This is a genomic window from Lysinibacillus sp. DFXJR4, from assembly GCF_057196045.1.
Map to the genome: position 1 here is coordinate 1,467,752 of NZ_JBXUNW010000001.1, position 22,392 is coordinate 1,490,143.

Annotated in this window: 27 protein-coding genes; 11 read left to right on the forward strand and 16 right to left on the reverse strand. The window is 33.9% G+C overall.

Features of this window, described 5'->3' with window-relative positions; genetic code table 11:
- Positions 1–9: 9 nt before the first annotated feature.
- The 5 genes from AC2CGN_RS07485 to AC2CGN_RS07505 form a co-directional block, all read right to left on the reverse strand.
- Positions 10–660 (reverse strand): FusB/FusC family EF-G-binding protein, encoded by a 651-nt coding sequence (locus tag AC2CGN_RS07485; protein WP_484513012.1) that lies wholly within the window; start codon positions 658–660, stop codon positions 10–12.
- Between the two features lie 834 nt (positions 661–1,494).
- Positions 1,495–1,833: an ATPase gene (locus AC2CGN_RS07490; RefSeq protein ID WP_286923002.1), complete on the reverse strand. Its 339-nt coding sequence runs from the start codon at positions 1,831–1,833 to the stop codon at positions 1,495–1,497.
- A gap of 158 nt (positions 1,834–1,991) precedes the next feature.
- Positions 1,992–2,381: a spore coat protein gene (locus AC2CGN_RS07495; RefSeq protein ID WP_484513014.1), complete on the reverse strand. Its 390-nt coding sequence runs from the start codon at positions 2,379–2,381 to the stop codon at positions 1,992–1,994.
- A 684-nt stretch (positions 2,382–3,065) separates the two neighbouring features.
- Positions 3,066–3,218, reverse strand: coding sequence for a YjcZ family sporulation protein (locus AC2CGN_RS07500; RefSeq protein WP_313373234.1), 153 nt, complete (start codon positions 3,216–3,218; stop codon positions 3,066–3,068).
- 659 nt (positions 3,219–3,877) lie between these two features.
- The gene (locus AC2CGN_RS07505; RefSeq protein ID WP_429981641.1) at positions 3,878–4,210 is read right to left on the reverse strand and encodes a hypothetical protein; all 333 of its coding nucleotides are present in this window, start codon (positions 4,208–4,210) and stop codon (positions 3,878–3,880) included.
- 236 nt (positions 4,211–4,446) lie between these two features.
- On the opposite strand from AC2CGN_RS07505, the gene AC2CGN_RS07510 reads away from it, so the two are divergent.
- Positions 4,447–4,647: a hypothetical protein gene (locus tag AC2CGN_RS07510; protein ID WP_484513016.1), complete on the forward strand. Its 201-nt coding sequence runs from the start codon at positions 4,447–4,449 to the stop codon at positions 4,645–4,647.
- Positions 4,648–4,695: 48 nt separating this feature from the next.
- Here AC2CGN_RS07510 and AC2CGN_RS07515 read toward each other — a convergent pair whose 3' ends face one another.
- Positions 4,696–5,625 carry a YheC/YheD family protein gene (locus tag AC2CGN_RS07515; protein WP_484513018.1) on the reverse strand — a complete coding sequence of 310 codons (930 nt, stop codon included), beginning with the start codon at positions 5,623–5,625 and terminating at the stop codon, positions 4,696–4,698.
- A gap of 79 nt (positions 5,626–5,704) precedes the next feature.
- On the opposite strand from AC2CGN_RS07515, the gene aepX reads away from it, so the two are divergent.
- The 3 genes from aepX (at position 5,705) to AC2CGN_RS07530 (ending at position 8,963) form a co-directional block, all read left to right on the forward strand.
- Complete coding sequence (gene aepX / locus AC2CGN_RS07520; RefSeq protein ID WP_484513020.1) at positions 5,705–6,607, forward strand: phosphoenolpyruvate mutase; 903 nt, start codon at positions 5,705–5,707, stop codon at positions 6,605–6,607.
- A 4-nt stretch (positions 6,608–6,611) separates the two neighbouring features.
- Positions 6,612–7,739 carry a phosphonopyruvate decarboxylase gene (gene aepY, locus AC2CGN_RS07525; RefSeq protein ID WP_484513022.1) on the forward strand — a complete coding sequence of 376 codons (1,128 nt, stop codon included), beginning with the start codon at positions 6,612–6,614 and terminating at the stop codon, positions 7,737–7,739.
- 123 nt (positions 7,740–7,862) lie between these two features.
- The gene (locus AC2CGN_RS07530) at positions 7,863–8,963 is read left to right on the forward strand and encodes a 2-aminoethylphosphonate aminotransferase (protein WP_484513189.1); all 1,101 of its coding nucleotides are present in this window, start codon (positions 7,863–7,865) and stop codon (positions 8,961–8,963) included.
- Positions 8,964–9,580: 617 nt separating this feature from the next.
- Here AC2CGN_RS07530 and AC2CGN_RS07535 read toward each other — a convergent pair.
- The 4 genes from AC2CGN_RS07535 to AC2CGN_RS07550 form a co-directional block, all read right to left on the reverse strand.
- Complete coding sequence (locus AC2CGN_RS07535) at positions 9,581–9,997, reverse strand: hypothetical protein (RefSeq protein WP_429987237.1); 417 nt, start codon at positions 9,995–9,997, stop codon at positions 9,581–9,583.
- 30 nt (positions 9,998–10,027) lie between these two features.
- Entirely contained in the window at positions 10,028–10,231 is a 204-nt protein-coding gene (locus tag AC2CGN_RS07540; RefSeq protein WP_484513025.1) for a hypothetical protein, read from the reverse strand.
- Positions 10,232–10,582: 351 nt separating this feature from the next.
- On the reverse strand, positions 10,583–10,903 hold the full coding sequence (locus AC2CGN_RS07545) for a DUF4183 domain-containing protein (protein WP_429987239.1): 321 nt from the start codon (positions 10,901–10,903) through the stop codon (positions 10,583–10,585).
- A 38-nt stretch (positions 10,904–10,941) separates the two neighbouring features.
- A complete protein-coding gene (locus AC2CGN_RS07550) occupies positions 10,942–11,352 on the reverse strand; it encodes a DUF4183 domain-containing protein (protein WP_429987240.1) in 411 nt (136 codons plus the stop codon).
- Between the two features lie 492 nt (positions 11,353–11,844).
- On the opposite strand from AC2CGN_RS07550, the gene AC2CGN_RS07555 reads away from it, so the two are divergent.
- Positions 11,845–12,477 (forward strand): DJ-1/PfpI family protein, encoded by a 633-nt coding sequence (locus tag AC2CGN_RS07555; RefSeq protein ID WP_484513027.1) that lies wholly within the window; start codon positions 11,845–11,847, stop codon positions 12,475–12,477.
- Between the two features lie 407 nt (positions 12,478–12,884).
- Here the strand turns inward: AC2CGN_RS07555 and AC2CGN_RS07560 are convergent, their stop codons facing one another.
- The 3 genes from AC2CGN_RS07560 to AC2CGN_RS07570 all read right to left on the reverse strand — a co-directional run bounded on the left by AC2CGN_RS07560 (position 12,885) and on the right by AC2CGN_RS07570 (position 14,470).
- Positions 12,885–13,151: a gamma-type small acid-soluble spore protein gene (locus tag AC2CGN_RS07560; protein WP_429981650.1), complete on the reverse strand. Its 267-nt coding sequence runs from the start codon at positions 13,149–13,151 to the stop codon at positions 12,885–12,887.
- 470 nt (positions 13,152–13,621) lie between these two features.
- Positions 13,622–13,858 (reverse strand): hypothetical protein, encoded by a 237-nt coding sequence (locus AC2CGN_RS07565; RefSeq protein WP_429987242.1) that lies wholly within the window; start codon positions 13,856–13,858, stop codon positions 13,622–13,624.
- Positions 13,859–13,960: 102 nt separating this feature from the next.
- The gene (locus AC2CGN_RS07570; RefSeq protein WP_054771493.1) at positions 13,961–14,470 is read right to left on the reverse strand and encodes a DUF3231 family protein; all 510 of its coding nucleotides are present in this window, start codon (positions 14,468–14,470) and stop codon (positions 13,961–13,963) included.
- A gap of 323 nt (positions 14,471–14,793) precedes the next feature.
- Here AC2CGN_RS07570 and AC2CGN_RS07575 point away from each other — a divergent pair, with 323 nt between their 5' ends.
- From AC2CGN_RS07575 to thrS, 6 genes are all read left to right on the forward strand, one after another.
- Positions 14,794–15,192, forward strand: coding sequence for a MarR family winged helix-turn-helix transcriptional regulator (locus AC2CGN_RS07575; protein ID WP_484513029.1), 399 nt, complete (start codon positions 14,794–14,796; stop codon positions 15,190–15,192).
- Positions 15,192–15,539, forward strand: a complete 348-nt coding sequence (locus AC2CGN_RS07580; RefSeq protein ID WP_286926609.1) for a DUF3147 family protein — start codon at positions 15,192–15,194, stop codon at positions 15,537–15,539. The genes AC2CGN_RS07575 and AC2CGN_RS07580 overlap by 1 nt, the downstream gene beginning before the upstream one ends.
- 14 nt (positions 15,540–15,553) lie before the next feature.
- Complete coding sequence (locus AC2CGN_RS07585; protein WP_286926610.1) at positions 15,554–16,039, forward strand: GNAT family N-acetyltransferase; 486 nt, start codon at positions 15,554–15,556, stop codon at positions 16,037–16,039.
- 152 nt (positions 16,040–16,191) lie between these two features.
- Positions 16,192–16,659: a hypothetical protein gene (locus AC2CGN_RS07590; protein ID WP_484513032.1), complete on the forward strand. Its 468-nt coding sequence runs from the start codon at positions 16,192–16,194 to the stop codon at positions 16,657–16,659.
- Positions 16,660–16,850: 191 nt separating this feature from the next.
- Positions 16,851–17,666 carry a lipid II flippase Amj family protein gene (locus AC2CGN_RS07595; protein WP_484513034.1) on the forward strand — a complete coding sequence of 272 codons (816 nt, stop codon included), beginning with the start codon at positions 16,851–16,853 and terminating at the stop codon, positions 17,664–17,666.
- Between the two features lie 501 nt (positions 17,667–18,167).
- A complete protein-coding gene (gene thrS, locus AC2CGN_RS07600; RefSeq protein WP_484513035.1) occupies positions 18,168–20,084 on the forward strand; it encodes a threonine--tRNA ligase in 1,917 nt (638 codons plus the stop codon).
- Positions 20,085–20,313: 229 nt separating this feature from the next.
- Here thrS and AC2CGN_RS07605 read toward each other — a convergent pair whose 3' ends face one another.
- The 3 genes from AC2CGN_RS07605 to AC2CGN_RS07615 all read right to left on the reverse strand — a co-directional run bounded on the left by AC2CGN_RS07605 (position 20,314) and on the right by AC2CGN_RS07615 (position 22,314).
- Positions 20,314–20,787: a hypothetical protein gene (locus tag AC2CGN_RS07605; protein WP_484513037.1), complete on the reverse strand. Its 474-nt coding sequence runs from the start codon at positions 20,785–20,787 to the stop codon at positions 20,314–20,316.
- Positions 20,788–20,922: 135 nt separating this feature from the next.
- Positions 20,923–21,093, reverse strand: coding sequence for an aspartyl-phosphate phosphatase Spo0E family protein (locus AC2CGN_RS07610; protein WP_054771497.1), 171 nt, complete (start codon positions 21,091–21,093; stop codon positions 20,923–20,925).
- 672 nt (positions 21,094–21,765) lie between these two features.
- A complete protein-coding gene (locus tag AC2CGN_RS07615; RefSeq protein ID WP_286926615.1) occupies positions 21,766–22,314 on the reverse strand; it encodes a GNAT family N-acetyltransferase in 549 nt (182 codons plus the stop codon).
- Positions 22,315–22,392 lie beyond the last annotated feature (78 nt).

The window sequence follows — 22,392 nt, forward strand, 5'->3', positions numbered from 1 at the left end:
TTTCAATATTTATTGAGTAATGCGCTCAAAAAATGTCTGTGTCTTTTCTATATCTGTTACATGCTGATTACATGCTTGGCTATCCGCGCAAATATAATTACTATGATTGGTAAACGTTCCGACGATATTTCCTTTGACAGTGGTTGTCAATAGCCCCACATCAGAATGCCGATTGCAAAGGGCACAGATACCTCGAATGGTTGTGTTGGAGAATGTGCCTTTGATTGCTTTTAGTTGTTCCCCTTGCTCGATTACGATGTATTTTCGATGTGTACCAGGGTCATCCCAAGCTAAATAACTAATGTGCTGAAAATCCATCTCTTCAAGCTTTGGTAGCTTTAATTTCTTCTCTTTTTTAAATAGGTTTTTCAGTGTGCTTGCTGTAACAGCTTTAAAGGGAATAACATATGGCATTAATTGTGCTAAATACTCTTCGCCCTGTGCACGGTCCGTCACAGAAAATACCTTTTCTATTAGTATTGTTTGTGCCTCAGTTAGCGATAATTTTGCCGTAATTTCGCTATCGACAATGCCACGTACGGCAAGGATGACATTTTTATCTTTTGTTGTAGCTAGTGCTTGCAATAATTTATTCATTTGTTGTTCAAGTAAATGGTAGTTAGCAACCGTTAAAAACGGCTGTATAGATTGATTATTCATATGAAATCACTCCTGTGTATTAGGCTTTTGATAAAATGATGGCCTAAAGAGATCATTCAAATCATGTATTTTATTTAGACCTCTTTGACCTGTAATAGGGATGGTCTAGAGCATGCATTACAATAGAATGCTTTCATTTTGATACCTCCTTTAATAGAAACGTTGGTATGTATTAGGTTTTGAGGTAGGTTAAATTAAACGAGCGACAAATAAGCGACCAAGCTACATTAATTTGTTAAATATCTTCAAATCCTTAGCTTTATCTTTATCTTCATCAGTTAAGTGACCATAAGTACCTATAGATATATTAACATGAGCATGACCTAATTGCTCTTGTATTGTTTTAAAATTTACTCCATTAACAATGCATCAGAAGCGAAGGTATTTCTAAGGCTGTGTAAATTTATATATTTCAATTCCTTTTACAGGAAGGAGTAAATGAACGGAATTCCTAATACTGCTTACATGAAAGTGAAAAACGGCAGAGTCTATTTTGTGGATGATTACACATAAGCCAATATATGCGTATCCAAGTTACTCAAATCAAAATGGCCACTTTCACATGAATGTTCATTAGGGGCATTCGTTTGTGAATATGCTTATTTTATTCGTACGGGTATCCCTTGCAATGGCAAATATGGCTATGGAGGCTTAAACAGCGGAGGTAGGGGACTGTGATAAAATCCAGCAAGAAATTCATAGCTATGCAAAAGAAATAGGTTATCTGAAGGGCTAATTAATTGAAAGATATTGTACAGGAAGGGAATTGTTAAAATACGAAAAGCCTTATAACTGAGTATAAGGCTTCTGCGATTTGAAAATTTGTATATAAAATTAAAGAATCGGAGTTAATTCTGAGTTCACAAATCGTTGGGCATTGATGATTACACCTGAAGCTGTTCGACCGTAAACGCTGTATAATCCGCCTGTTTGATTAGGAACAATTTCAACTTCATACTGAGCTGCACTTACACTTGGAGTTACAAAAGTAGAAGCATTAGCATTAGCAGCAAAAGGAGTTGTTGATAATAATTGTCTTGAGCCGTTGAGTCTGAAAACCCTTACTACTCCTGTTAGTAAACCTCCAGTGAGATTGAGAACTTTGATACGAACGCTAGTGGCATTAGCTGGTAGATTTCCTGTATTTTCAATTGGACCAGTAGTTAATGGCATGTAATTTTCACCTCCTCAAAACTAAAGATTAATAATCTGCAGATTACATTCTCATAATATGCATTACTCTTTTACTTTCACTAGTCTTATTAATCAAGTATCTTTGAACATTACTGTAAATATGATGATAATAATTTTACTGAAGGTTGGATTTTTTATTAATTAATGAAATCTTGAGGAACACATTCGCGAACACCAGAATTTCTTAATGAGTTAAATAAAGCTGCACTGATTCTTAATAAAACATTGTTATCAGTGCCATTTTCTAAATCATAGATGACAAAGTATGAATTATCGACTGTGAAAATACATTTTCGTTCTAATTCAAATCCAGGTGGTACAGGAGGAAGGTTAAAACGTGGGACAACTACAGGCGTATCTCCTTCATCTCTGATAAAATTGAAAGTTTGTTGGTCAATCTCATAGATATTCACTGGATCAATCTCCACACCTTGATCTGGAATTGTAATTTCATCTTCAACTAATAGGAAAAAGCGTTCGTTTCGGAAATTGAAAAGACTTCTAGAGCCAATTTCAAATGATGCCATTTTATATTCACCTCCTATTCTATATAATATTTTATTCATATCAAATTCAGTTGTTTGGACAATAAGGAAGGTGTAGTAAAGATATAGTAAATATTATTTTTTCAAACTTATAATTAGCCATGTTGTTTCTAGACCGAAGTCAATCCTATAGGGTCTTTTGAGTAAAGAAACTAAAAAGGGACACTTGGGATAGAAGTGCCCCTTAGTAACAAGATTCGGAGGTGTAAGGCTAAATTAGCTTTACATTACTATTAATATGCTTGATAGCTATATATGTATAGTGAATTGCCTTTGAAATAAATTTAAAAATAAAAAAGCCGTAGCATCGTAACACGCTACAGGAAACTAATGAACAATATGAAGAAAGTAACTATAAAGGGTCACTTGTGATGGAGTGACCCTCAGTAACGAAATTCGGAGGTGTGAGGCTAAATCAACTTACACTATTATTAATATGACATGATAGCAATGTTTGTATAGTTTATAGCCTGAGAAATAGATTTAAAAATAAAAAAGTTGTAGCATTGAAACTCGCTACAGTAATAGAAAGAGGATTCAGAGGTGTAAGGCTAAATTAGCTTACAATTACTATTTATATGAAGTGATAGAAATGTTTGTATAGTTTATAGCCTAAGAAATAAAAAAGGGTCACCAGGCTGGGAAGTGACCCTTAAATAGGCAAAATTAATATCCTGTATTCATGAAAGTAGCACCAACAATAATTAAAAGTATAAATAGTACAACAATTAAGGCGAATTGCGAACCATTACCATAACCGCCACCATAGTAGCAGCCATTATTAATGCCACCAACATTTCCACCATAATAGTATCCCATAAAAACACCTCCTTTCTACAATATATAATATGTTCGTTGTAGAGAAGAAGTAGGGTGTTAAACCATTCAGTTATAGGCGTTAAAAAATATATTTTTGTGAGATAAGTCAATAAAAAAGGGTCACCTGGGATAGGAGTGACCCTTAGTAAAAAAATTCGGAGGTGTAAGGCTAAATTAGCTTTACATTACTATTAATATGACATGATAGCTATGTTTGTATAGTGAATTGCCTGTGAAATAGATTTTAAAAATAAAAAAGCCGTAGCTTTGTTGAATGCTACAGGAAACTAATGAACAATATGAAGATATTAACTATAAAAGGGTCACCGTCTGGGAAGTGACCCTTAATGCCTCAAGGAAGTAACTGGAGCTACTGGTACTACTGGGGATTAAGGCTATAATTACTTTACATTATTATTAATATGACGTTATAGCTATTTTTGTATAGTTTATAGCCTGAGAAATAGATTTAAAAATAAAAAAACTGCGGCGGTCAACTAGCGCCACAGTAAGTGTGTGCGATACACTCATTAATTAATTTATGCAAAATAAGGTTATCTATACATTAAAAAAAGCCGCAGCGTCTTTGCACACTACAGCTCAGAATTGGTTACCATTTTACGGTTTGTCCTAAAGTATTATATCACAGGTTAACAATATTACTGTAAGAAAACCTCGAGTTCTGGAATCAATTTATCGAATGTAGTGGTGAATTTATCAATCATTGATTGGTCAGTGAAACCTAAAGAATCAGCCTCGTTTAAATTATCTCGGAGTAATACAAGGGAATGATGTAAAATACGTAATTCGTTAGTTGTAAATGAAACTGAATTATTTTCAAACTTCTCTTTAAAAGCCATTGCTGATCTTTTATAGAGGGATGCGGTATTATTATCATCAATTAGTTTGTAACCAAATTTTAAAAATTCATTGATAGCACTTTGGATAACATCTTTATCATCTAGTGTAAGTTCTTTTAAGAAGTTAGACATACTATCACCTCCTGTTGGAGATATTCTAACCAAAATAACGGATTGAAAAACAAGAAAAGGAGAGTGTGCAATGAGCAATATCCGCACAAGAACAAATTGCTGTAATAGCGGAGGTAGTCATTGCAAAGTTTAATGAGCTTCAACAAGAAGAAAAAACTAAGAGATTAGACAGACGGCTTTTTAACACGAAGATATTGTTGAAAAATTATCGTCATTTAAAAGTGTACTGTAATGAAATGAAAGAGAATATGGATTTAGAAGATGGGGAGCAAGAAGAAATAATTACTCCTGATAAAGAATACCTTACATTAGAATCCATAAAAAGAAGCGAAGTTCGCACACTTGCTATGATGCGGTTCATTGACAATATGATTAAAGTTTATGAAATGCTATTGCATTTTTATATAAACGATGTAAGAAAGACTTATGCTGAATAGCAAAGTTGCATAATGTGCATGAACGTACAGCACAAAGGTATTTCAAACTTAGCCTTCATTTTGCATTTTCCTAATCTCAACAATTTTCTTCCAGATCGCCTTATCAATTTTGGCAAAACTACTTATGCTTGGCGTTGTATTTACTTCAAATAATAGAGGTTTTCCTTTATGATCTATTCCAAAATCAATGCCATATTCTCTACAAGGATAGTGGGATGCTATTACTTCCGATGCTAAAATTGAATCTTTTTTTAGAGAATCTATTGTTTTATCCTTCTTTTTATTATCCATCATCATATAAACTGATAATAATTCATCAATCGATATTATTTGAGAACCCCGATTTGAATTGACAATCCCATGATCCTCAGTTGCAATCCTTCCGTAAATTCCACCAATTATCCATTTTCCTTTTAGATTTTGAACATGAACACGAATGGATATTGAATCGCCATTAGGGGTTAGACTCATGACCCCTTCCTGTATAATATAATTTCCGCTTAATCTACCGTGTTTCTCATATGGATGTAAAACTTGATGGAAATCCTCAATTGCTGCCACACACTTATTTATTTCTTTACCCTGCATGGTAAATCCGTTAAAACAATAGTGTCCATCTTTTCTTTTGTAGACTTTATAAATTGCTCTTCCTTGTCCAGTGCTATCATGTTTCACATAAACATACTCATACCTATTTAATAAATAGATTAGGTTTTCTAGACTGTAAAGTGTTGATTCTGGAATGCATTTAGTTGTTAAAGGATTTTGTTTTAAAAGTAAGAATTGTTCCCATTTTCCAAGTCCATTTTTCAATAATCGCACCTCATTGTAAGATATTTTTATTTCCTTTGTATTAATAGTGTAGTCCTCTCCATTTATGGAGGTTACTGTATTGTATGTAAATAGATTTACCTTGCATGGGTAGGTGTGACTTGGTAACGCGATAAATCTCTCCCATTTTTCTGATTTCAAAATCATTAGTTTCTAATGTATCTGCCCTACCAATCTTTACTTTTAGTCATATAATGTGACATGTCGAGTAAGGAGAGGGAAGATATTGAAAAAAACGACGAAATTAAAAAAAATACTATATTCAGACAAACTTGAATTTTTAATGGAAGCCCATAACGGTATTTCCGCAAAAATTGTAGAAGAAGTCGGTTTTAAAGGGATTTGGGGGAGTGGTCTATCGATATCAGGATCATTGGGTGTAAGAGATAATAATGAAGCATCATGGACGCAGGTATTAGATATACTTGAATTTATGAGTGATACGACAACAATTCCCATCCTATTAGATGGGGATACAGGATATGGAAATTTTAATAATGCTCGGAGGTTAGTTAGAAAACTAGAACAATTGAATATTGCTGGAGTTTGTATCGAGGATAAAATTTTTCCGAAATCGAACTCATTTATTAACGGAGAAACACAGCCTCTCGCATCAATTGAAGAATTTTGCGGGAAAATAAAAGCAATGAAAGATACTCAAGAAGATGAAGACTTTATGGTTGTAGCAAGAGTCGAAGCTTTTATTGCAGGCTTGGGATTAGATGAAGCACTTAAACGTGCAGAAGCCTATAGAAAGGCAGGTGCCGATGCAATTCTTGTGCATAGTAAAAAGTCGGATTTTAAAGAAATTGAAGCATTTATGAAAGAATGGAGTGGAAGGCATCCAGTGGTTATTGTGCCAACAAAATATTATACAACCCCAACTAATGAATTCAGAAAAGTAGGAATAAGTACTGCAATCTGGGCTAACCATAACTTAAGAGCATCGATCACTGCTATGCAGAACATCTCCAAACAAATCCTAAAAGATGAAAGTCTCATTCAAGTAGAAAAATCGATCGTAAGTGTGCAAGAGATTTTTAGACTCCAAAATGCTGAGGAGCTTCAACAAGCGGAGAAGAAATATTTGCCATCAACTAATAACCAATCACAACCCGGAACGGAGTGATGGTATGTTAAATACAAATGAATTTGGAAATGAGCTTAAAAGACTTGGTTTTGATTTTTACAGTGGGGTCCCATGTTCATTTTTAAAGAATCTTATTAACTATTCCATAAATGAGTGTGAATATATTGCTGCAGCCAACGAAGGTGATGCTGTAGCCATTGCTTCAGGAGCATACCTTGGGGGAAGGAAATCAGTTGTTTTAATGCAAAACTCCGGTCTAACCAATTGTATTTCTCCTTTGACTTCCTTAAACTACCCCTTCCAAATACCTTTACTTGGGTTTGTTAGTCTACGTGGAGAACCCGGATTGAATGATGAACCGCAGCATGAATTAATGGGACAAATAACGACACAACTATTAGATCTCATGCAAATAAAATGGCAGTTCTTATCTCCTGATGAGAGTGAGGCGAAGAGACAGCTTGAAGAAGCTAACAAGTGGATTGAAGCAAATCAACCATTCTTTTTTGTAGTGAAAAAAGGAACATTTAATAGTGAGAAATTGAAGATAGAGCAACGTCTTAATCATAAAAATATGAAAAAAAGTGAAAAAACTGACGTAGATGAACTGCCAAGTCGTTTTGACACGTTAAAAGTGATAAATGGAATCAAAGATATGAAAACAGTATTAATGGCCACAACTGGTAAAACAGGAAGAGAACTATATGAGGTTGACGATTCTGATAATAATCTATATATGGTTGGCTCCATGGGTTGTGTCAGTTCTTTAGGCTTAGGCTTAGCCTATACTCGAAAAGATATAGATGTAGTTGTTATTGATGGAGATGGTTCCCTCCTTATGCGGATGGGGAGTTTATCTACAAACGGCTACTATCAACCTGAAAATATGCTCCACATTCTTTTAGATAATCAAGTTCACGATTCAACTGGGGGACAAAATACCGTTTCTCACAATGTTAATTTTGTTAATATTGCTGCAGCTTGCGGTTATGAAAAGTCATACTATATCCATAATTTACATGAACTTGAAGTGTGTATTCAAGAATGGAAAATGACAAAAGGGCTAACTTTTATTTATTTGAAAATCTCAAAGGGTTCTAAACAAAATCTAGGCCGCCCAAAAGTTACTCCGAGTGAAGTTAAAACTCGTCTACAGAGATTTATTGAATGAATGTTCTGAAAATGAATATTGGAAGGTTGATCTTGCTTATAAGCCTCTTTACAGTACTAAAGCTTAGTTGGAGGGAGATAATTCGAACCGCGTATAAAAGTGAAATAAAATTAAGGGAGGAGTATCGTGAAGAAAATTCAAAGAAATATATTACTGAATCCCGGTCCTGCTACTACAACAGATACGGTTAAATACGCACAAGTGGTACCAGATATTTGCCCTCGTGAAGATGACTTCAGCCAAATATTGCAATTTGTTACTTCTGAAATTACTAGTTTAGTTTCAGAAGATAATCAATATACTACCGTTTTATTTGGTGGTTCAGGTACTGCTGCTGTGGAGGCAATCTTGAGTTCTGTAATGACTGATGGGGTTTTAGTCATCATTAATAACGGAGCCTATGGAAAAAGAATGTGTGAAATTGCAGAAGCTTATCAGCTGGATTGGATTGAGTTTGTAAGTCCACCCGATCAACCGATTAAATTAGATCAGTTACATTCATTTATTCAAAGAATTCCACGAAAAGTTTCTTTTCTAGCTGTCGTGCATAATGAGACAACAACGGGATTATTAAACGATATAGAATCGATTGGCTCCATTTGTGAAGAAAATGAGATTAATATGATGGTAGATGCAATGAGTTCGTTTGCGGCTATTCCAATTAATATGAGTAAAATGAATATAAGTTATTTGGCAGCAAGTTCTAATAAAAACCTTCAAGGAATGCCAGGAGTCTCTTTTGTTATAGCTAAAAAAAGCGAACTAGAAAAAGGAAAAACAAAAAAGCCGACAAATTATTACTTGAATCTTTATTCTCAATATTACCATTTCATCGAGACAGGTCAGATGCGTTTTACTCCGCCTGTCCAAACTATCTATGCGCTACAACAGGCAATTGTAGAATTAAAAGCAGAAGGAATGAAAGAAAGATATGAACGATATTCTCAATGTTGGGAAACCTTAATAGAAGGCCTCTCTAGACTTGGTTTAAGATATCTCGTCCCTATAGAGCACCATTCAAAAATTATTACAGCAATAGTAGAGCCCGAAAGTGAAAAGTATAATTTTAAAGAAATGCATGATTATTTTTATGCTAATGGAATAACGATATATCCTGGAAAACTTAATCAATTAAATTCTTTTAGGGTAGCCAACATTGGTGATATTAGCAAAGATGATATCAAGCTCTTTTTAACTTTATTAGAAAAATATCTTCAAACCTGAATATTCATGGAACGGTGTAAAACCTACAACTTATGTAGGTGATATTAATTAATTACTTTTAATACTTTTCCTTGTTCAACTCCCATGAAAGAACTTAATCATCTTTCATTTTCTGTAGTGAAGTGCTGTTTATTGCGCTTAATGGAGGGCTAAAGGGTCGTTAGTTCTATAAGAAGGAAGCAACTTCATTATTCATCTTTTAAGGAATTAATAATTAGATGGTTGTAATTTGAAACAACTTTAAAGAGTCTTGCTACGTAAAGAATGTAGTAAGGCTCTTATCTTTTTTGTTTCAAAATTCAATAACTTTATTATCCCTATACACTTAAATTTATTGCTTTTAAAGAAAGAAGGGCTGTTCAATAAGTCAACAACCTATCGGACAGTCCCTCTTTCCAGAATGTATTTTATTTATTCTTTGATCCATACAGCAAATAAAGATTTGTGATATTTCATTATCCTTTGAAAAATCATTGTCTATAGAAAAGTGATCTATAATGAATTAATCCATAGTGAATCACCACTTAAAAAATATAAAAAAGCACATCAAATAATGTGTGTAAGACCCCTGAAGGGCAAATTAATTGAAAGAAATTGTTTAGTTAACAAATCCTTAGTCAATTTGTAAATTCAGAAAGTTTTTTGAATTCTTCTGGAGTAATGTTTTGGGCCACATATGAAATCACTTTATTCTTATTTTTAAAGTCTCCAGCAGGGATACGAAAAGTAATGCGTATTTGTGTATAAGGTGGATTTAAGGGACCTTCGTAACCAAGCACTCTTAACGATACATCATAATAGTCTTGATGAATATTTCTATTAATTTTTTCGATTCGTCCAGATGTGAATAATTGCTTGTTTCCGTGTGTAGACATTGCTTCAAGGATAGATGGACCTAATTCACGTAAAAATGCTAGCTCTAATACACTCGGGGGTTGATCTTGAGGTAAATATTCTATATCTGTTTTTGCAAAAGCAGAATTTATGAACAAGAGACTCATTAAAAGTAACGAAATGATTCTTATTTTTTTCATACATTTAAATCCTTTCTGCATTTGTTCTTGTTATTTGCAGATACAAGAAATTTTATGTATATGAATTTGAACAGGTATCAAATGATGAAGCAGTTTGTTTTTAGATACTTTTTCTCTGCAAGTTTCAATGATATCTTCAATAATTTTTAATAAATCTTCATCACCTGTGTAATTATAAAATGTTTGATAGCCAGAAATCATGCCACAATACTTCACCGTAATGCGATGGTCCATCTTTTGGATGACCACCAAGAATACCAATACTTACACTAGAAGTAAAAAATATAATAAATGTTTACCCTCCTTATGAGGAACCTATTATAAATGTACTTCCTTTTATAAACTAATAGGTTTGATGTTGTTACATTTATAAAATGTGCCAAATGAAGAAAATAGCAATCGCAAAATAAGGATGGCTAAAGAGGGAATATTCTATAGTAGTGATAGTCTATGTATATTCATGATAGTAACTTTTGTAAAGGAAGTTGCCTTACTGAATAATAGCCATAAAGAAAACTAATAAAGGGAGGGTCACTCGTTCTGAAGTGACCCTCATCACCAAAATAGAAGAAAGACAATTATTGTTTAAGTTTGTGTAACTAATTCTACAGCTTCCACTACTAATGGAGTTCCAGCTGTGATTGTACCAGTAACGCCATTAAATGTTAACTGTGTTGCAGAAATTGTATATGAATCACCTTCTTGTAATACACCATTAATATACAAATTATAGTAGCCATTAGTTACCACAGGGAAAGCAGTAGCGGCAGTTCCACTATCGTCTAGAAAGGCAGTTGCAGCAATAGTAGTACCGTCTGTGACAGCTAAATTTGCTGCTAAAACATTAAAGAATCTAGTCGAAGTGCCAGTAACATTTACATGAATATTGATAATTGAAAGGGCCATTTTTTTCACCCCCTTTCAAGGGATAAAGGAATTTTATATTACATTTGTTGGAAACCTAATGATTCAATAATTATTGGAGTTCCAGCAAAAATAATTGCATTAAATGGGTTGAGGGTTAATGAATCTGGAGTTACCTTATATGCGCCTCCTTCTTGCATTACAGCATTAATGTAAAGATTGACGTAGCCGTTAGGATTAAAAAGCGTAAATTCGGTTACTGGATTGCCATTATCATCTGTAAATAAATTAGCTGGAAGGGTTACACCATTTGTTAGATCAATATCTTCTGTAACAATATAGAAATATCTATTTATCGTTGGAATTATAGTTCCTACAGGGATAACCACTGGAGGAGGTTGAATAAAACCTATGTCAACAGCTTTTATACGGGGCCAAAAAACGCGGTTATTTTCACAGCAAGTGTCACAAATTAATTTTTGTGGGTTCATTTTTTTGTCACCTCCATTCCGTAATATGTTAGTAACCCCGTAAGTTATAGGCGTTTGTTACTTATTAATTCCAGAAAACGGTTCATTCTCAAATATTCTATGAATTAATGTTGGAAGGTGACTGGTAATATGTCTATTAAAGAGAAATAAATAATATTTTTAATAAAAAGTTGGGATTTTTTAAATACCTAAAATCAGAGGATAGTTGTAAAAATAGAATCTTGAAGAAGTACAGGAAGATAGTACCCAACAATATCTCATAAGAACAAATTGCTGCAATAGCGGAGGTAAGCCATTGCAAAGTTTAATGAGCTTCAACAAGAAAACAGGGCAAGTTTATTCAATAAACAGAAATGGATTTTAGTTATTTCTTATGTGGTAATTTTATTCAGAATTGGAACCTTCATTACTTCCGGTCGTTAAAGTAAATAGGCAGTTTAGGTGATCTAAATAAAGAGTTGTTCCAAAAATAGTTATACATAGGAGATAAAAATGAAAAAGAGAACAGTAGGAATTTTAATTTATGATTATGTTGATTTATTAGATTTTTCGGGTCCAGCAGAAGTTTTGACATTAACCTCAAATAGTAAAGCTGAGCAAGCATTAACCCTTTACAAAAAAAACTTGTTACCAACAAGACCATTTGAAGTATTTTTGGTAGCAGAGAATGCGGTGCCAATCAAAACCCACTCAGAAATAAGAGTAGAGCCTGATTATACGATTGATAATCATCCTGATTTAGATATCTTAATAATCCCTGGTGCTCCTTTAAGGGCTGTCCAATCTATTATTAAGAATAAAAAAATTAAAGATTGGATAATTAAACATAAAAATATTGAATATATATGCTCAGTTTGTTCCGGAGCAATTATTTTGGGGGAAACTGGATTGTTAAATGGGAAAAAGGCAACGACTCATCATTTAGCATTGAAAGTACTACAAGAAAATTATCCTGACATTCAAGTAGTTTCTGAAGGTAAAGTTATACAAGATAGTAATCTGATCACTTCTGGTGGTGTCTCTTCAGGCATAAATATGGGGCTATATCTCGTGGAGAAAACAATTGGAAAAACAGCATCTGAAAGAACAGCTACAACTATTGAATTCGAATACATATTACATTAGTTGTTGAAATAACGGGTGCTTCGTATTATAAGGTCAACCAGTTTTTACTGGTTGACCTTATTTGTATAGGAATCATATATCAATAGCCAGGGCAGCACGTACAGATGTGTGGGACAATGATCCCGTCACCGGAAATGGGCGCTTATAATTATAGTGCAATTTTTTTCAAGAGGTCCAGAATTATGGGAAATAGGAGATGACTTTTATCGTAACGACTTCAATAATAGGAAACATAAAGCGAGAATTATAATGTTTAGGTGATTAATATTTATAAATACAAATAAAAAAATTGCAACAATCGCCAACGAACAGCCTTAATTAATGGCAAAGTTTTGTGAAAAGGAAGTATATTGCAAAAACAAAAAACCGGCAATGGTTGCCGGTTTTAGGTGATGATTTATTTAAATTTATTTTGTATTGTTTTCGTTTGAAAATCGACCAGAAGCCATTTTTTTGTTAGCTTCTGCCTGTTGGATTTGTTGTCTAATTTGATTAACATCAGTCTCGTTTCCGAATTCTTCGTTCAACGTGTTAATTGAACCAGAAGCTTGTTTTTTGTTAGCTTCTGCCTGTTGGATTTGTTGTTTAATTTGATTAACATCCGTCTCATTTCCAAATTCTACATTCATTGCATTTGGAATTTTTGAGTTAAAGTTTTGATTGTTGTTTGCCATTGAAAATCACCTCCTGCAATTAGTTTGTACAGAAGGTGCTTTAGTATCCGTAAATTTTTTAACCAAATTTTTTTAGTATCTTTTTTGATTAGAAAAAATTTGAATCACTCGGGTAGTAGAAATTCAAGTAAATCAGGAGGTACTAGCTTAACATCATTTATATTCTGTAATATAGTTCATTGCCTTTTAAAATAAAAAACAGCTGCGGCCAACCAATATATATAGTGCGAGCGATACACTCAATATTATAATAACTTAAAAAATTATCGTCATTTACAAGTGCACAATAATGAAAGAGAACATGGATTTAGAAGATAAGGGGGTTTATATATCATGATCACTCCCTATGGAAAGGAATTGTCTTTGAAATTAAAATAAATGAATAGCTGGGATGAAAGTTGCCCTAACCAATAAGGAGTGCGTCAAGTTAAACAAAGCCAATGTAAACGAAAAACAAAAGTAAGATACTTTTAAAACATTCCTCTAAAAAATTCATAAAATCCCATGTTCATTGGGATAGCCCAGATAAAGAAACCTAGTAGGGCAATGGGGAATAAAAGATTTTTATAGATTTTACAAGGTAGAATTTTACTGAAAATAGCTGCATAAAGCCCGACACAAACAAATGGTACAACAATTAGTAAAATCATTGATGGGATGAAATATAGCAGACGTACTCCGATAGGAAACCAAGAAAATATATCCATTTTTGATACCTACATTCTAAGTAAATAAACCTGCAAATCAAAATAGGATGAAAAAAATCCCCAGTTTATCTGGGGAGACGGTTTGTCAGGTTTTAATTAATATTATTTTTCAGGATAAACTACATGCATTGGTGGTGGAACTAACCAACCTTTCGTTTTATTAAGACGTAACAATTTTGCACCAAGTTGTGCTTTACCTGTGTGAAATTGTGCGTACATTAGTGCAATATCCTCTCTAGTTGACATACCCATAACTTGGCTACATGTTACTAATCCAGCCGCAAGGTCACCAGTTAGGGCAGCGCTAATTTCAGGATCATTAAATCTTGCACCAGGGGGTATATCTTCAATTCGTGCTACTGGTCTCTCTGGTGGTGCAGGTGGTAAAGCAACACCGTTAGTTTTTAAGATCTTTTCTAACTGTTTTGTTTCTTCTCTGCAAGTGTCGATGATATCTTCGATTACTTTTCTTAAATCTTCATCACCTGCATGATTATAAAACGTTTGATAGCCAGCGATAAAGCCATAATTTACTGTAAGATGTGTCCAAATACTAAATACTTCTCCGTAATGTAATGGCTCATCTTTTGGATTTCCACTAAGTATGCCCATTCTTGTACATCCTCTCTTTTTTAAATTCTTGTTAAACATGGATAGTATGAGTGAAATAAGAAAAATAATTCATTTGATAAAGTGAAACAGGTGTATTTGTGAAAATTTTTCGGTAACTCATAGATAATTCTCGATAATTTTACATAATTGGGCGATAAATTATCCGAATTAAAGTGAAAGGAGCTGTCAACAGATAAAAAATACTTTGATTAACTAAAAAAATCTGAAAATATAAACTTTATGTCATTTGAATTGAATCACTTTATATATATCGTTCTAAACGATATAATCGTTCTAAACGATATATTGAAAGAGGTTATTCAATGATACAGGATATAAATAATTATTTTACAACTATTTTTTATCATCTACATACAACACATGAAGATGTCATTTCCCATCAAAGCGTACGAATTTTACAGATGATTCAAAAGGAAGATGAAGTTACTGTTCGGGATATCGCAGAATTACTGAATATTTCTCAGAATACAGCCTCCGAGCATATTAAAAAACTGGAACGGAATGGCTGGGTGAAGAAAGAAAGAGCTATTGATGATCAACGCAAAGTCATGCTTCATTTAACTGCAGAGGGGCTTGTGATTGTCAAAAAAAATACCGAATTAGATGCTCATAAACTTCAACATGCGTTACATCGATTATCAGAAGAAGAACGACAAACCATTTTACAGGCATTTCATTTATTAAGCGAGGTGTCGAAATAATGTACACGTTTGTTAAAATTCTTAGCTCTGCAGCTATTATTGGAATCGTTACCGAGGTAGCCAGAAGATTTCCTACGTATGGTGGTATTATTGCCGCACTACCTCTTGTTAGTATTTTAAGTATTATATGGCTAACAGTACAAAGTGAATCGAGCGAACATATTCAGCGTTTTACAGTTGGTGTGATTGTTGGACTACCAGCTACGATGGTGATGCTCTTTGTGATATACATGGCGATGAAATCATCCATTCATATCGTGTTTGCCATTGGATTAGGCGTTGTTTCATGGGTCCTATTTTTGGGCATCCAAAAAGCAATAGCTGGTGTATTTCATATTTCGATTTAGTGAGGAGTTAAAAAATGACAATTCTCTCGATTCAACAATTACCCCAAAAAGAAGTATCGCAGTTTTTTAAGGAACATTGGGGAACGACAGAAATGGTTATATCTAGTGGTATTTATGACTGTAGCAAACTAGATGGCTTTGCATACGTAGAGGCCCAACAGAAGATAACGGGTCTTGTGACATATATTTTACGTGGAGAAGAGTGTGAAATTATTTCCCTAGATAGTACTGTGGAGGGTAAAGGTATTGGTTCTTCACTTGTCCGAGCTGTAGAACAACAGGCTTTTGCAAATAACTGTACAAAGATCACTATTATCACAACGAATGATAATTTACATGCATTAAAATTTTATCAAAAACGCGGCTATTTTTTAGTAGAAATTCTACAAAATGCTGTCGCACAAGCAAGACTTTATAAGCCTGAAATTCCTCTTGTCGGTAATGACGGTATTCCAATACGGGATGAAATAAGACTACAAAAACAATCTGTCTCTTACTAAGGCAGATTGTTTTTATCTTCATTTAGCAAATGTTTTTTTATCGAAGGCATATCAGTAGATACAATTATGCCAAGGCGAAATTGATATTCAAGGTTTTCCAGTAGAGAATTTATCGTTATACTTGATTGGGAAACAGGAAAGTGAGGAAAGAAATGAAAAAAATACTATTTGTTTTTTTATTTAGCGTACTTGTGGTGGGAGCGGTATTCATCATTTATGTAAAAAGTAATCCGCCACTTGCAATTAGTGCTTATACAAGTCTTAAAGATAATCAAACGGTCAAAATAATTGAACTAGAGAATAAAGGATTACAGGAAATACAGCTTCAGCAAGTCCTTATTAACGATAAAATACCTGAAAAGATAGAGCTTGTTGTCAGTAAGTCTGCACCGTTTGAAGCAGAGATGGAAATGGAGAATGATCCGAACATTACATTTTATAAATTAGGGCAGATTACTATTTTTCCTAGTCAATTTATAGATCGTCAGGCAATGGGAAAGCAGCCTCAGCATTATGCTGTGAGAATGGAGGCAGCTGATATGAAAATGATAACGATAAATTATACATATTTAAAAATTCCATTTACGCTAAAGGCTGCATTGCAAACAAATAAAAAGTAATATTGTCCAAGTGCTTTTATCAATGTGCTCTATACTCCTGTCTGCAATAAGGGTAAATCAATGAGCACATTCACTCTTCGGGTTGATGATAACGGAACATATTGCAGTGGATTTCGTAAAATATGAAGAGAGGGGAAACAAAAAATACAAACATGTGAATTGATTAATTATTGAAAAGAAGGGTAAGAAACTTGGACATTTTAACTGAAAAATTGATGGTTATCGCATTATTTATACTTATTATTCATTCGATTGAAACATTAGCCTATGCAGTTAGATTGTCAGGTGCCAGGGTAAAATTATTAGCCTCAGCCCTATCCTTATTTAATGTTATGGTTATGGTATCTAGACTGGCTAATATGATGCAGCAGCCCTTTACAGGTCGCTTAATAGATACCGCACCAGGGGTAAACACGCTAGCCTTCGTTGAGCAGCAATTCCGAGTCATAATTGGCTTTGCTTCACTAGGTACATTAGTAGGTATATTACTTTTACCTACATTTGTGGCTCTATTTTCAAGAGCTATTATCCATTTATCGGAGGAAAGGGGCTCTATTCCAGCACTATTCAAGAAAAGCTTGAAAATGGGGTATATCAAAAGAGGCTTTAAGCATATACATATGCCAAGTTTTGCATACTTGAAAGGGATTAGTTGGCGCGATATTCCCTTTAAATTATTCACTATCAATGTACTAATTACTGCGATCTATACAATTGGGGTTCTGTCTGCTCTATACGCAGCACTTCTTGCTCCTGAAAGACATGCAACGGCTATGATGTCATCTGGACTAATTAATGGTGTGGCAACAATCCTATTAATTATTTTTATTGACCCTAAGATTTCCATTCTTGCAGATGATGTTATCAATCAAAGAGGCAGTTATTTAAGCCTTAAACGAGCTTCTGTGATGATGATGGGTTCAAGATTATTAGGAACAATTTTGGCACAGCTCCTATTTATCCCAGGGGCAAAATATGTCGCATGGTTTACCCAATTTATGACATAGTTGATTTAGTATACTAACATAATGATTAAGTGAACTCAGAAGGCAATTAGGATTCACTGAAAAAATAATTTATGGAAAAGAAGGGGAATAATCAAAGACAGGACTATTCTTTACCACTTGCTACTAGGATTTGAAAAAGTTTTTTCAAATATTGACAAGTTATACAATGTTGGATTATAGTAGTTAACAATTTCATCAAACTATGAAATTGGCGATGATAAGGACACGAGCGTTGATAGCGATTCACAGAGAGGGAGGCATTTGCTGAAAGCTTCCTAATGCAGCAATCAAATCTTACTACCTTTGAGCCGTGCTTGGAAACTTGCACCGTTATTGCAACGTTACTGCAAATCAATGAGCCACTAGCAAAGTTAGTGGGAATTTGGGTGGAACCACGGATAATGAACACATACTCGTCCCTTTTATGGGGCGGATATGTGTTTTTTTATTTTTTAATCAGTGTTTTTTAGAACCTGATTATTCAAAAAAGGAGCAGAGAATATGTCAAATCAAGTTATTAACATTCAATTTCCAGATGGTCAACAGCAAGTATTTACAAAGGGTGTAACACTAACCGAAATTGCACAAACAATAAGCCCAGCTTTACGTAAAAAAGCAATTGCAGGGAGTGCTAACGGAACCATCATTGATTTGACGCGCCCAATTGTGGAAGATACACAAATTGCCCTCTATGATGCAAGCTCAAAGGAAGGGATTAACGTAATTCGCCATTCAACAGCCCATTTATTAGCTCAAGCAGTGAAGCGTCTGTACCCTGATGCTCGCTTTGGCATCGGACCTGTTATTGACAATGGGTTTTATTATGATATCGATCTAGCCCATCCTCTTGTGCCAGCTGATTTAATACAAATCGAAAAAATGATGAAGAAAATTGTACAAGAAAATAGTTCGATTGTGCGAAGAGAGGTTACACGCAAAGAGGCACAGCAGGTCTTTGCCCATGATGCGTTAAAGCTAGAGCTATTAGCGGATATACCGGAGCATGAAAAAGTGACAGTTTATGAGCAGGGAGAATTTTATGATTTATGTCGTGGGCCACATGTACCTTCTACAGGTAAATTACAGCATTTTAAATTAATGCATGTTTCTGGCGCATATTGGCGTGGTGATAGTAAAAATCAGATGCTTCAGCGTATTTATGGTGTAGCGTTTGCCTCAAAAGAAGAATTAGCACAATACTTTGTTTTTTTAGAAGAAGCAGAGAAGCGAAATCATCGTAAGTTAGGAAAAGAACTAGAATTATTTATGTTTTCAGAGGAAGCACCAGGTATGCCGTTTTATTTAGCAAATGGTCAAATCATTCGCAATGAACTAGAATCGTATTTACGACAGTTGCAAGCGAAATATGATTATCATGAGGTACGGACACCATTAATGATGAATCAACGCCTTTGGGAGCAGTCGGGACACTGGGATCACTATAAAGACAATATGTATTTTACACATGTAGATGACCAAAGCTTCGCACTAAAGCCCATGAATTGTCCCGGTCACATGCTGATTTTTAAAAATGACTTACATTCATATAGAGACTTACCAATTCGTATGGCTGAATTTGGTCAAGTACACCGGCATGAATTTAGTGGTGCATTAAATGGACTTTTACGAGTGCGTACTTTTTGCCAGGATGATGCTCATATTTTTGTCACACCTCAACAAATCGAGAAAGAAATTGCACTGGCTCTAAAAATTATTGATGAGGTATATAAGGTTTTTGGCTTTCAGTACGATATTGAATTATCTACACGTCCTGCAGATTTTATGGGTGATTTGGAGCTATGGGATCAAGCCGAAGAAGCACTAGAAAACGTTCTTAATCATTTAGGCTTGCCATTTACAATCAATGAAGGCGATGGTGCGTTCTATGGACCGAAGATTGATATTCATATTAAAGATGCTATTCATCGCAGTCACCAATGTGCAACAGTTCAACTTGATTTCCAACTACCTGAGAAATTTGATTTAACGTATATCAACGAGCAAAATGAAAAAGTAAGACCAGTTGTTATTCATCGGGCTGTATTTGGCTCTATTGATCGCTTTTTGGGGATATTAATTGAACATTTTGGAGGGGTGTTCCCTACATGGCTTGCACCCAAGCAGGTACAGATTATTGGTGTAGCAGATCAACACCAAGAATACGTCCAGCAAGTAGTGGAGGCTTTACAAAAGGATCAAATTCGTGTCGGTATCGATAATCGTTCAGAAAAGCTTGGTAAGAAAATTCGTGAGGCTCAAATGAAAAAAATACCGTATATTTTAGTACTTGGTGACCGCGAAAAGGATCAACAGTATGTTACTATTCGTAAACACGGTGAACAATCCTTACATGAAATGCCATTGTTACAATTTATGGATTATATCAAAAAAGAGATAAAGCAAAAAGCAATTTTGTAAAGTCTATACCTTAAAGGTGTAGCTCGACTTCTAGGCACTTTATTATGAATCAAATCAATTACTGTGCTTAGAGTCGAGCTAACTTATGATCGAGGGTAATTTTAAGCGAGAAAATTTGAATTTTTTGTTAAAACATTTACATAATTTACTTGGAAAATCCATTATTTCATCATATTTGCTACTATTTCTTAATTTTTAAGCATACAATAAAATATGACGAGTATTTAAATTATGGAACAATACGATTGTGTGGATTGTAAAGGCTGTTTCCTAATAAGATGGTTTGTGTCTCAGCGTCAATGATAAAATATTTATGATAGGTTTCCTGTTCAGTTTGTCTAAAGGATGCTAAAAAATATACTTGCCGATTGGGATGAATAAAAGTATGTTGAGTGAGGTCCATTTTTTTACCTATTAAATTTGTTTTTAAATGAAATGTTTCTACAGCCTTCGGTATGTCTTTAAAGGCTATCTTTTGACGAATGTTCAAGCTAGCATCAGAATATTCCTCATAAAGTGCTGAATTAATTTGTTGATAAAAATCGCCCTCATTTTGAAATGACTGGTACTGATTATTTGGATACTTATAGGAAGTAGCTACAATAGGTGTACAAAGTGTAGTTGCTGTGTTTTCTACTGAATGCTGAGGCTGCTGTAGTAAAAAGCTTGAAACTAACATCAAGGACATAAACAATACCTGCATCATTTGGCCTCCTTTTATAAATTAGATTTCCCAATTACTTGTTATGTATACGTATCATGACAATAACATCAGGATTTGGATTGAACTTTATAAAAGGAACCTAATACAGGTTTAAAACAGAAGTGATAATGCTGGTTAGGAAACTTGCGCCTGTTTTGAATATCTATTTAGTAATATATCCAATTCTTGACTACAATCTACAACAATAGGATGGGTGAAACCTAAATCCTTTGCCTTTCTATACATTCTTCTTCTCTTCATTTCGATTTTCACCCTCAAGAATTGTTTAAGCGATAATTGTACCAAGATACTTTCCTCCTAAATTTTTTCTCCATTTTCCTGTCATAAAATTCATATGACCTCGATTCAACTTTCTCATTGTATACCACATAAAATAAAAAATATGTCATATTGTGTTTAGTAATCTAAATTCGTAATTTAGTCATAGAAGAGCTTCTTAATTCGAAGAAGGGGTTGGAATACTAAATTTTCAGGTTGAATCTTTTCGCCTATTTTAATTTACTTTAATTGTAATATGCATAAAGTTTAATACCTTGAATCCAAAGATATCAAGGCTGGCTACGTTTAGCTTTAAAAAAAAAATGTAGATTTCATTTAACTAAATTTGTATCTTTTTTACTATTGCAATTACGAGTCGCTATAGTAATACTTTCCATTCAAATTTCTCGAATTTCGTATCTTGTCGCAATTTATCAAATAAACCTTTTTGCTGAGGAAATTATCAATTATTCGGATAAATGTTGGAAATTTTCGAAAATTAGAGTAATAGGAAGGAATATATTTGAAGAGAATTCGTGTGATTAACTTTTTTATTACTAGAAAAGGCTAAAGGTGAACGGATTATAGTGACTATAGTCTTCAAGGAAGAAAATCAATAATGATATAGATCTTAAAGGAAAGAACGCATCAAAATAGGTAAACGCCCACACTATTTGATGTGGGCGTTTATTACTTATCTTAATGAGTCCATTCTTCTCGTAATAGACCATATAATACTAAATCATAAAACTTACCGAATCGGAAAATCTCATTTCTTAAAATACCTTCTTGTGAAAAGCCACATTTTTCATAGGATCGAATAGCTGCTGTATTAAAGCTGAAAACCTGTAGTTTAATTTTATTGATAGCAATATAGTTAAAAATAAAATCAATAAGGGTTTTCATAGCATCAGTTCCAAATCCTTTACCCTGCCATTGTTCACCAATTGAAATCCCTACAAAGCATGTACTGTTTTGCCAATTAATTGAAAAAACGGCACATGTACCAATAAGCTCATTTGTAGATTTTTCAAATATGCCAAAGAAAAAATCTTCTTTCTTTGCACTAATACTTTGGAAGAATGAAGAATGATCCTCAAAGGTTTTGGGAAAGGGGATTTCGTCATTAGCAAATAATAACGACTTTTTTTCACCTTCAATTTTGACAAATGCTTCTAAGTCAGACGAAGTCATTTGCTGTAAAGTAATTGCTTGACCTGTAAGAAAGTTTTTCATGTAATGATCCATTTGTGTTCTCCCTTGTTCAAGGACTGCAGTTAGAATGACATCCCTTGATTGATTAGTTGAATAACCAAAACGTCTACT

Excerpts from the sequence above, each read along its gene's own strand:
- AC2CGN_RS07500 (WP_313373234.1), bottom strand. The coding sequence starts at position 3,218 with ATGGGATACTATTATGGTGGAAATGTTGGTGGCATTAATAATGGCTGC.
- AC2CGN_RS07615 (WP_286926615.1), bottom strand. The coding sequence starts at position 22,314 with ATGGATCATTACATGAAAAACTTTCTTACAGGTCAAGCAATTACTTTA.
- AC2CGN_RS07550 (WP_429987240.1), bottom strand. The coding sequence starts at position 11,352 with ATGAACCCACAAAAATTAATTTGTGACACTTGCTGTGAAAATAACCGC.
- AC2CGN_RS07495 (WP_484513014.1), bottom strand. The coding sequence starts at position 2,381 with ATGGCATCATTTGAAATTGGCTCTAGAAGTCTTTTCAATTTCCGAAAC.
- AC2CGN_RS07560 (WP_429981650.1), bottom strand. The coding sequence starts at position 13,151 with ATGGCAAACAACAATCAAAACTTTAACTCAAAAATTCCAAATGCAATG.
- AC2CGN_RS07540 (WP_484513025.1), bottom strand. The coding sequence starts at position 10,231 with ATGGACCATCGCATTACGGTGAAGTATTGTGGCATGATTTCTGGCTAT.
- AC2CGN_RS07510 (WP_484513016.1), top strand. The coding sequence starts at position 4,447 with ATGAAAGAGAATATGGATTTAGAAGATGGGGAGCAAGAAGAAATAATT.
- AC2CGN_RS07485 (WP_484513012.1), bottom strand. The coding sequence starts at position 660 with ATGAATAATCAATCTATACAGCCGTTTTTAACGGTTGCTAACTACCAT.
- AC2CGN_RS07535 (WP_429987237.1), bottom strand. The coding sequence starts at position 9,997 with ATGAAAAAAATAAGAATCATTTCGTTACTTTTAATGAGTCTCTTGTTC.
- AC2CGN_RS07590 (WP_484513032.1), top strand. The coding sequence starts at position 16,192 with ATGAAAAAAATACTATTTGTTTTTTTATTTAGCGTACTTGTGGTGGGA.
- AC2CGN_RS07570 (WP_054771493.1), bottom strand. The coding sequence starts at position 14,470 with ATGGGCATACTTAGTGGAAATCCAAAAGATGAGCCATTACATTACGGA.
- AC2CGN_RS07605 (WP_484513037.1), bottom strand. The coding sequence starts at position 20,787 with ATGCAGGTATTGTTTATGTCCTTGATGTTAGTTTCAAGCTTTTTACTA.
- AC2CGN_RS07565 (WP_429987242.1), bottom strand. The coding sequence starts at position 13,858 with ATGGATATATTTTCTTGGTTTCCTATCGGAGTACGTCTGCTATATTTC.
- thrS (WP_484513035.1), top strand. The coding sequence starts at position 18,168 with ATGTCAAATCAAGTTATTAACATTCAATTTCCAGATGGTCAACAGCAA.
- AC2CGN_RS07490 (WP_286923002.1), bottom strand. The coding sequence starts at position 1,833 with ATGCCATTAACTACTGGTCCAATTGAAAATACAGGAAATCTACCAGCT.
- aepY (WP_484513022.1), top strand. The coding sequence starts at position 6,612 with ATGTTAAATACAAATGAATTTGGAAATGAGCTTAAAAGACTTGGTTTT.
- AC2CGN_RS07505 (WP_429981641.1), bottom strand. The coding sequence starts at position 4,210 with ATGTCTAACTTCTTAAAAGAACTTACACTAGATGATAAAGATGTTATC.
- AC2CGN_RS07515 (WP_484513018.1), bottom strand. The coding sequence starts at position 5,625 with ATGATTTTGAAATCAGAAAAATGGGAGAGATTTATCGCGTTACCAAGT.
- AC2CGN_RS07585 (WP_286926610.1), top strand. The coding sequence starts at position 15,554 with ATGACAATTCTCTCGATTCAACAATTACCCCAAAAAGAAGTATCGCAG.
- AC2CGN_RS07580 (WP_286926609.1), top strand. The coding sequence starts at position 15,192 with ATGTACACGTTTGTTAAAATTCTTAGCTCTGCAGCTATTATTGGAATC.
- AC2CGN_RS07545 (WP_429987239.1), bottom strand. The coding sequence starts at position 10,903 with ATGGCCCTTTCAATTATCAATATTCATGTAAATGTTACTGGCACTTCG.
- AC2CGN_RS07575 (WP_484513029.1), top strand. The coding sequence starts at position 14,794 with ATGATACAGGATATAAATAATTATTTTACAACTATTTTTTATCATCTA.
- AC2CGN_RS07555 (WP_484513027.1), top strand. The coding sequence starts at position 11,845 with ATGAAAAAGAGAACAGTAGGAATTTTAATTTATGATTATGTTGATTTA.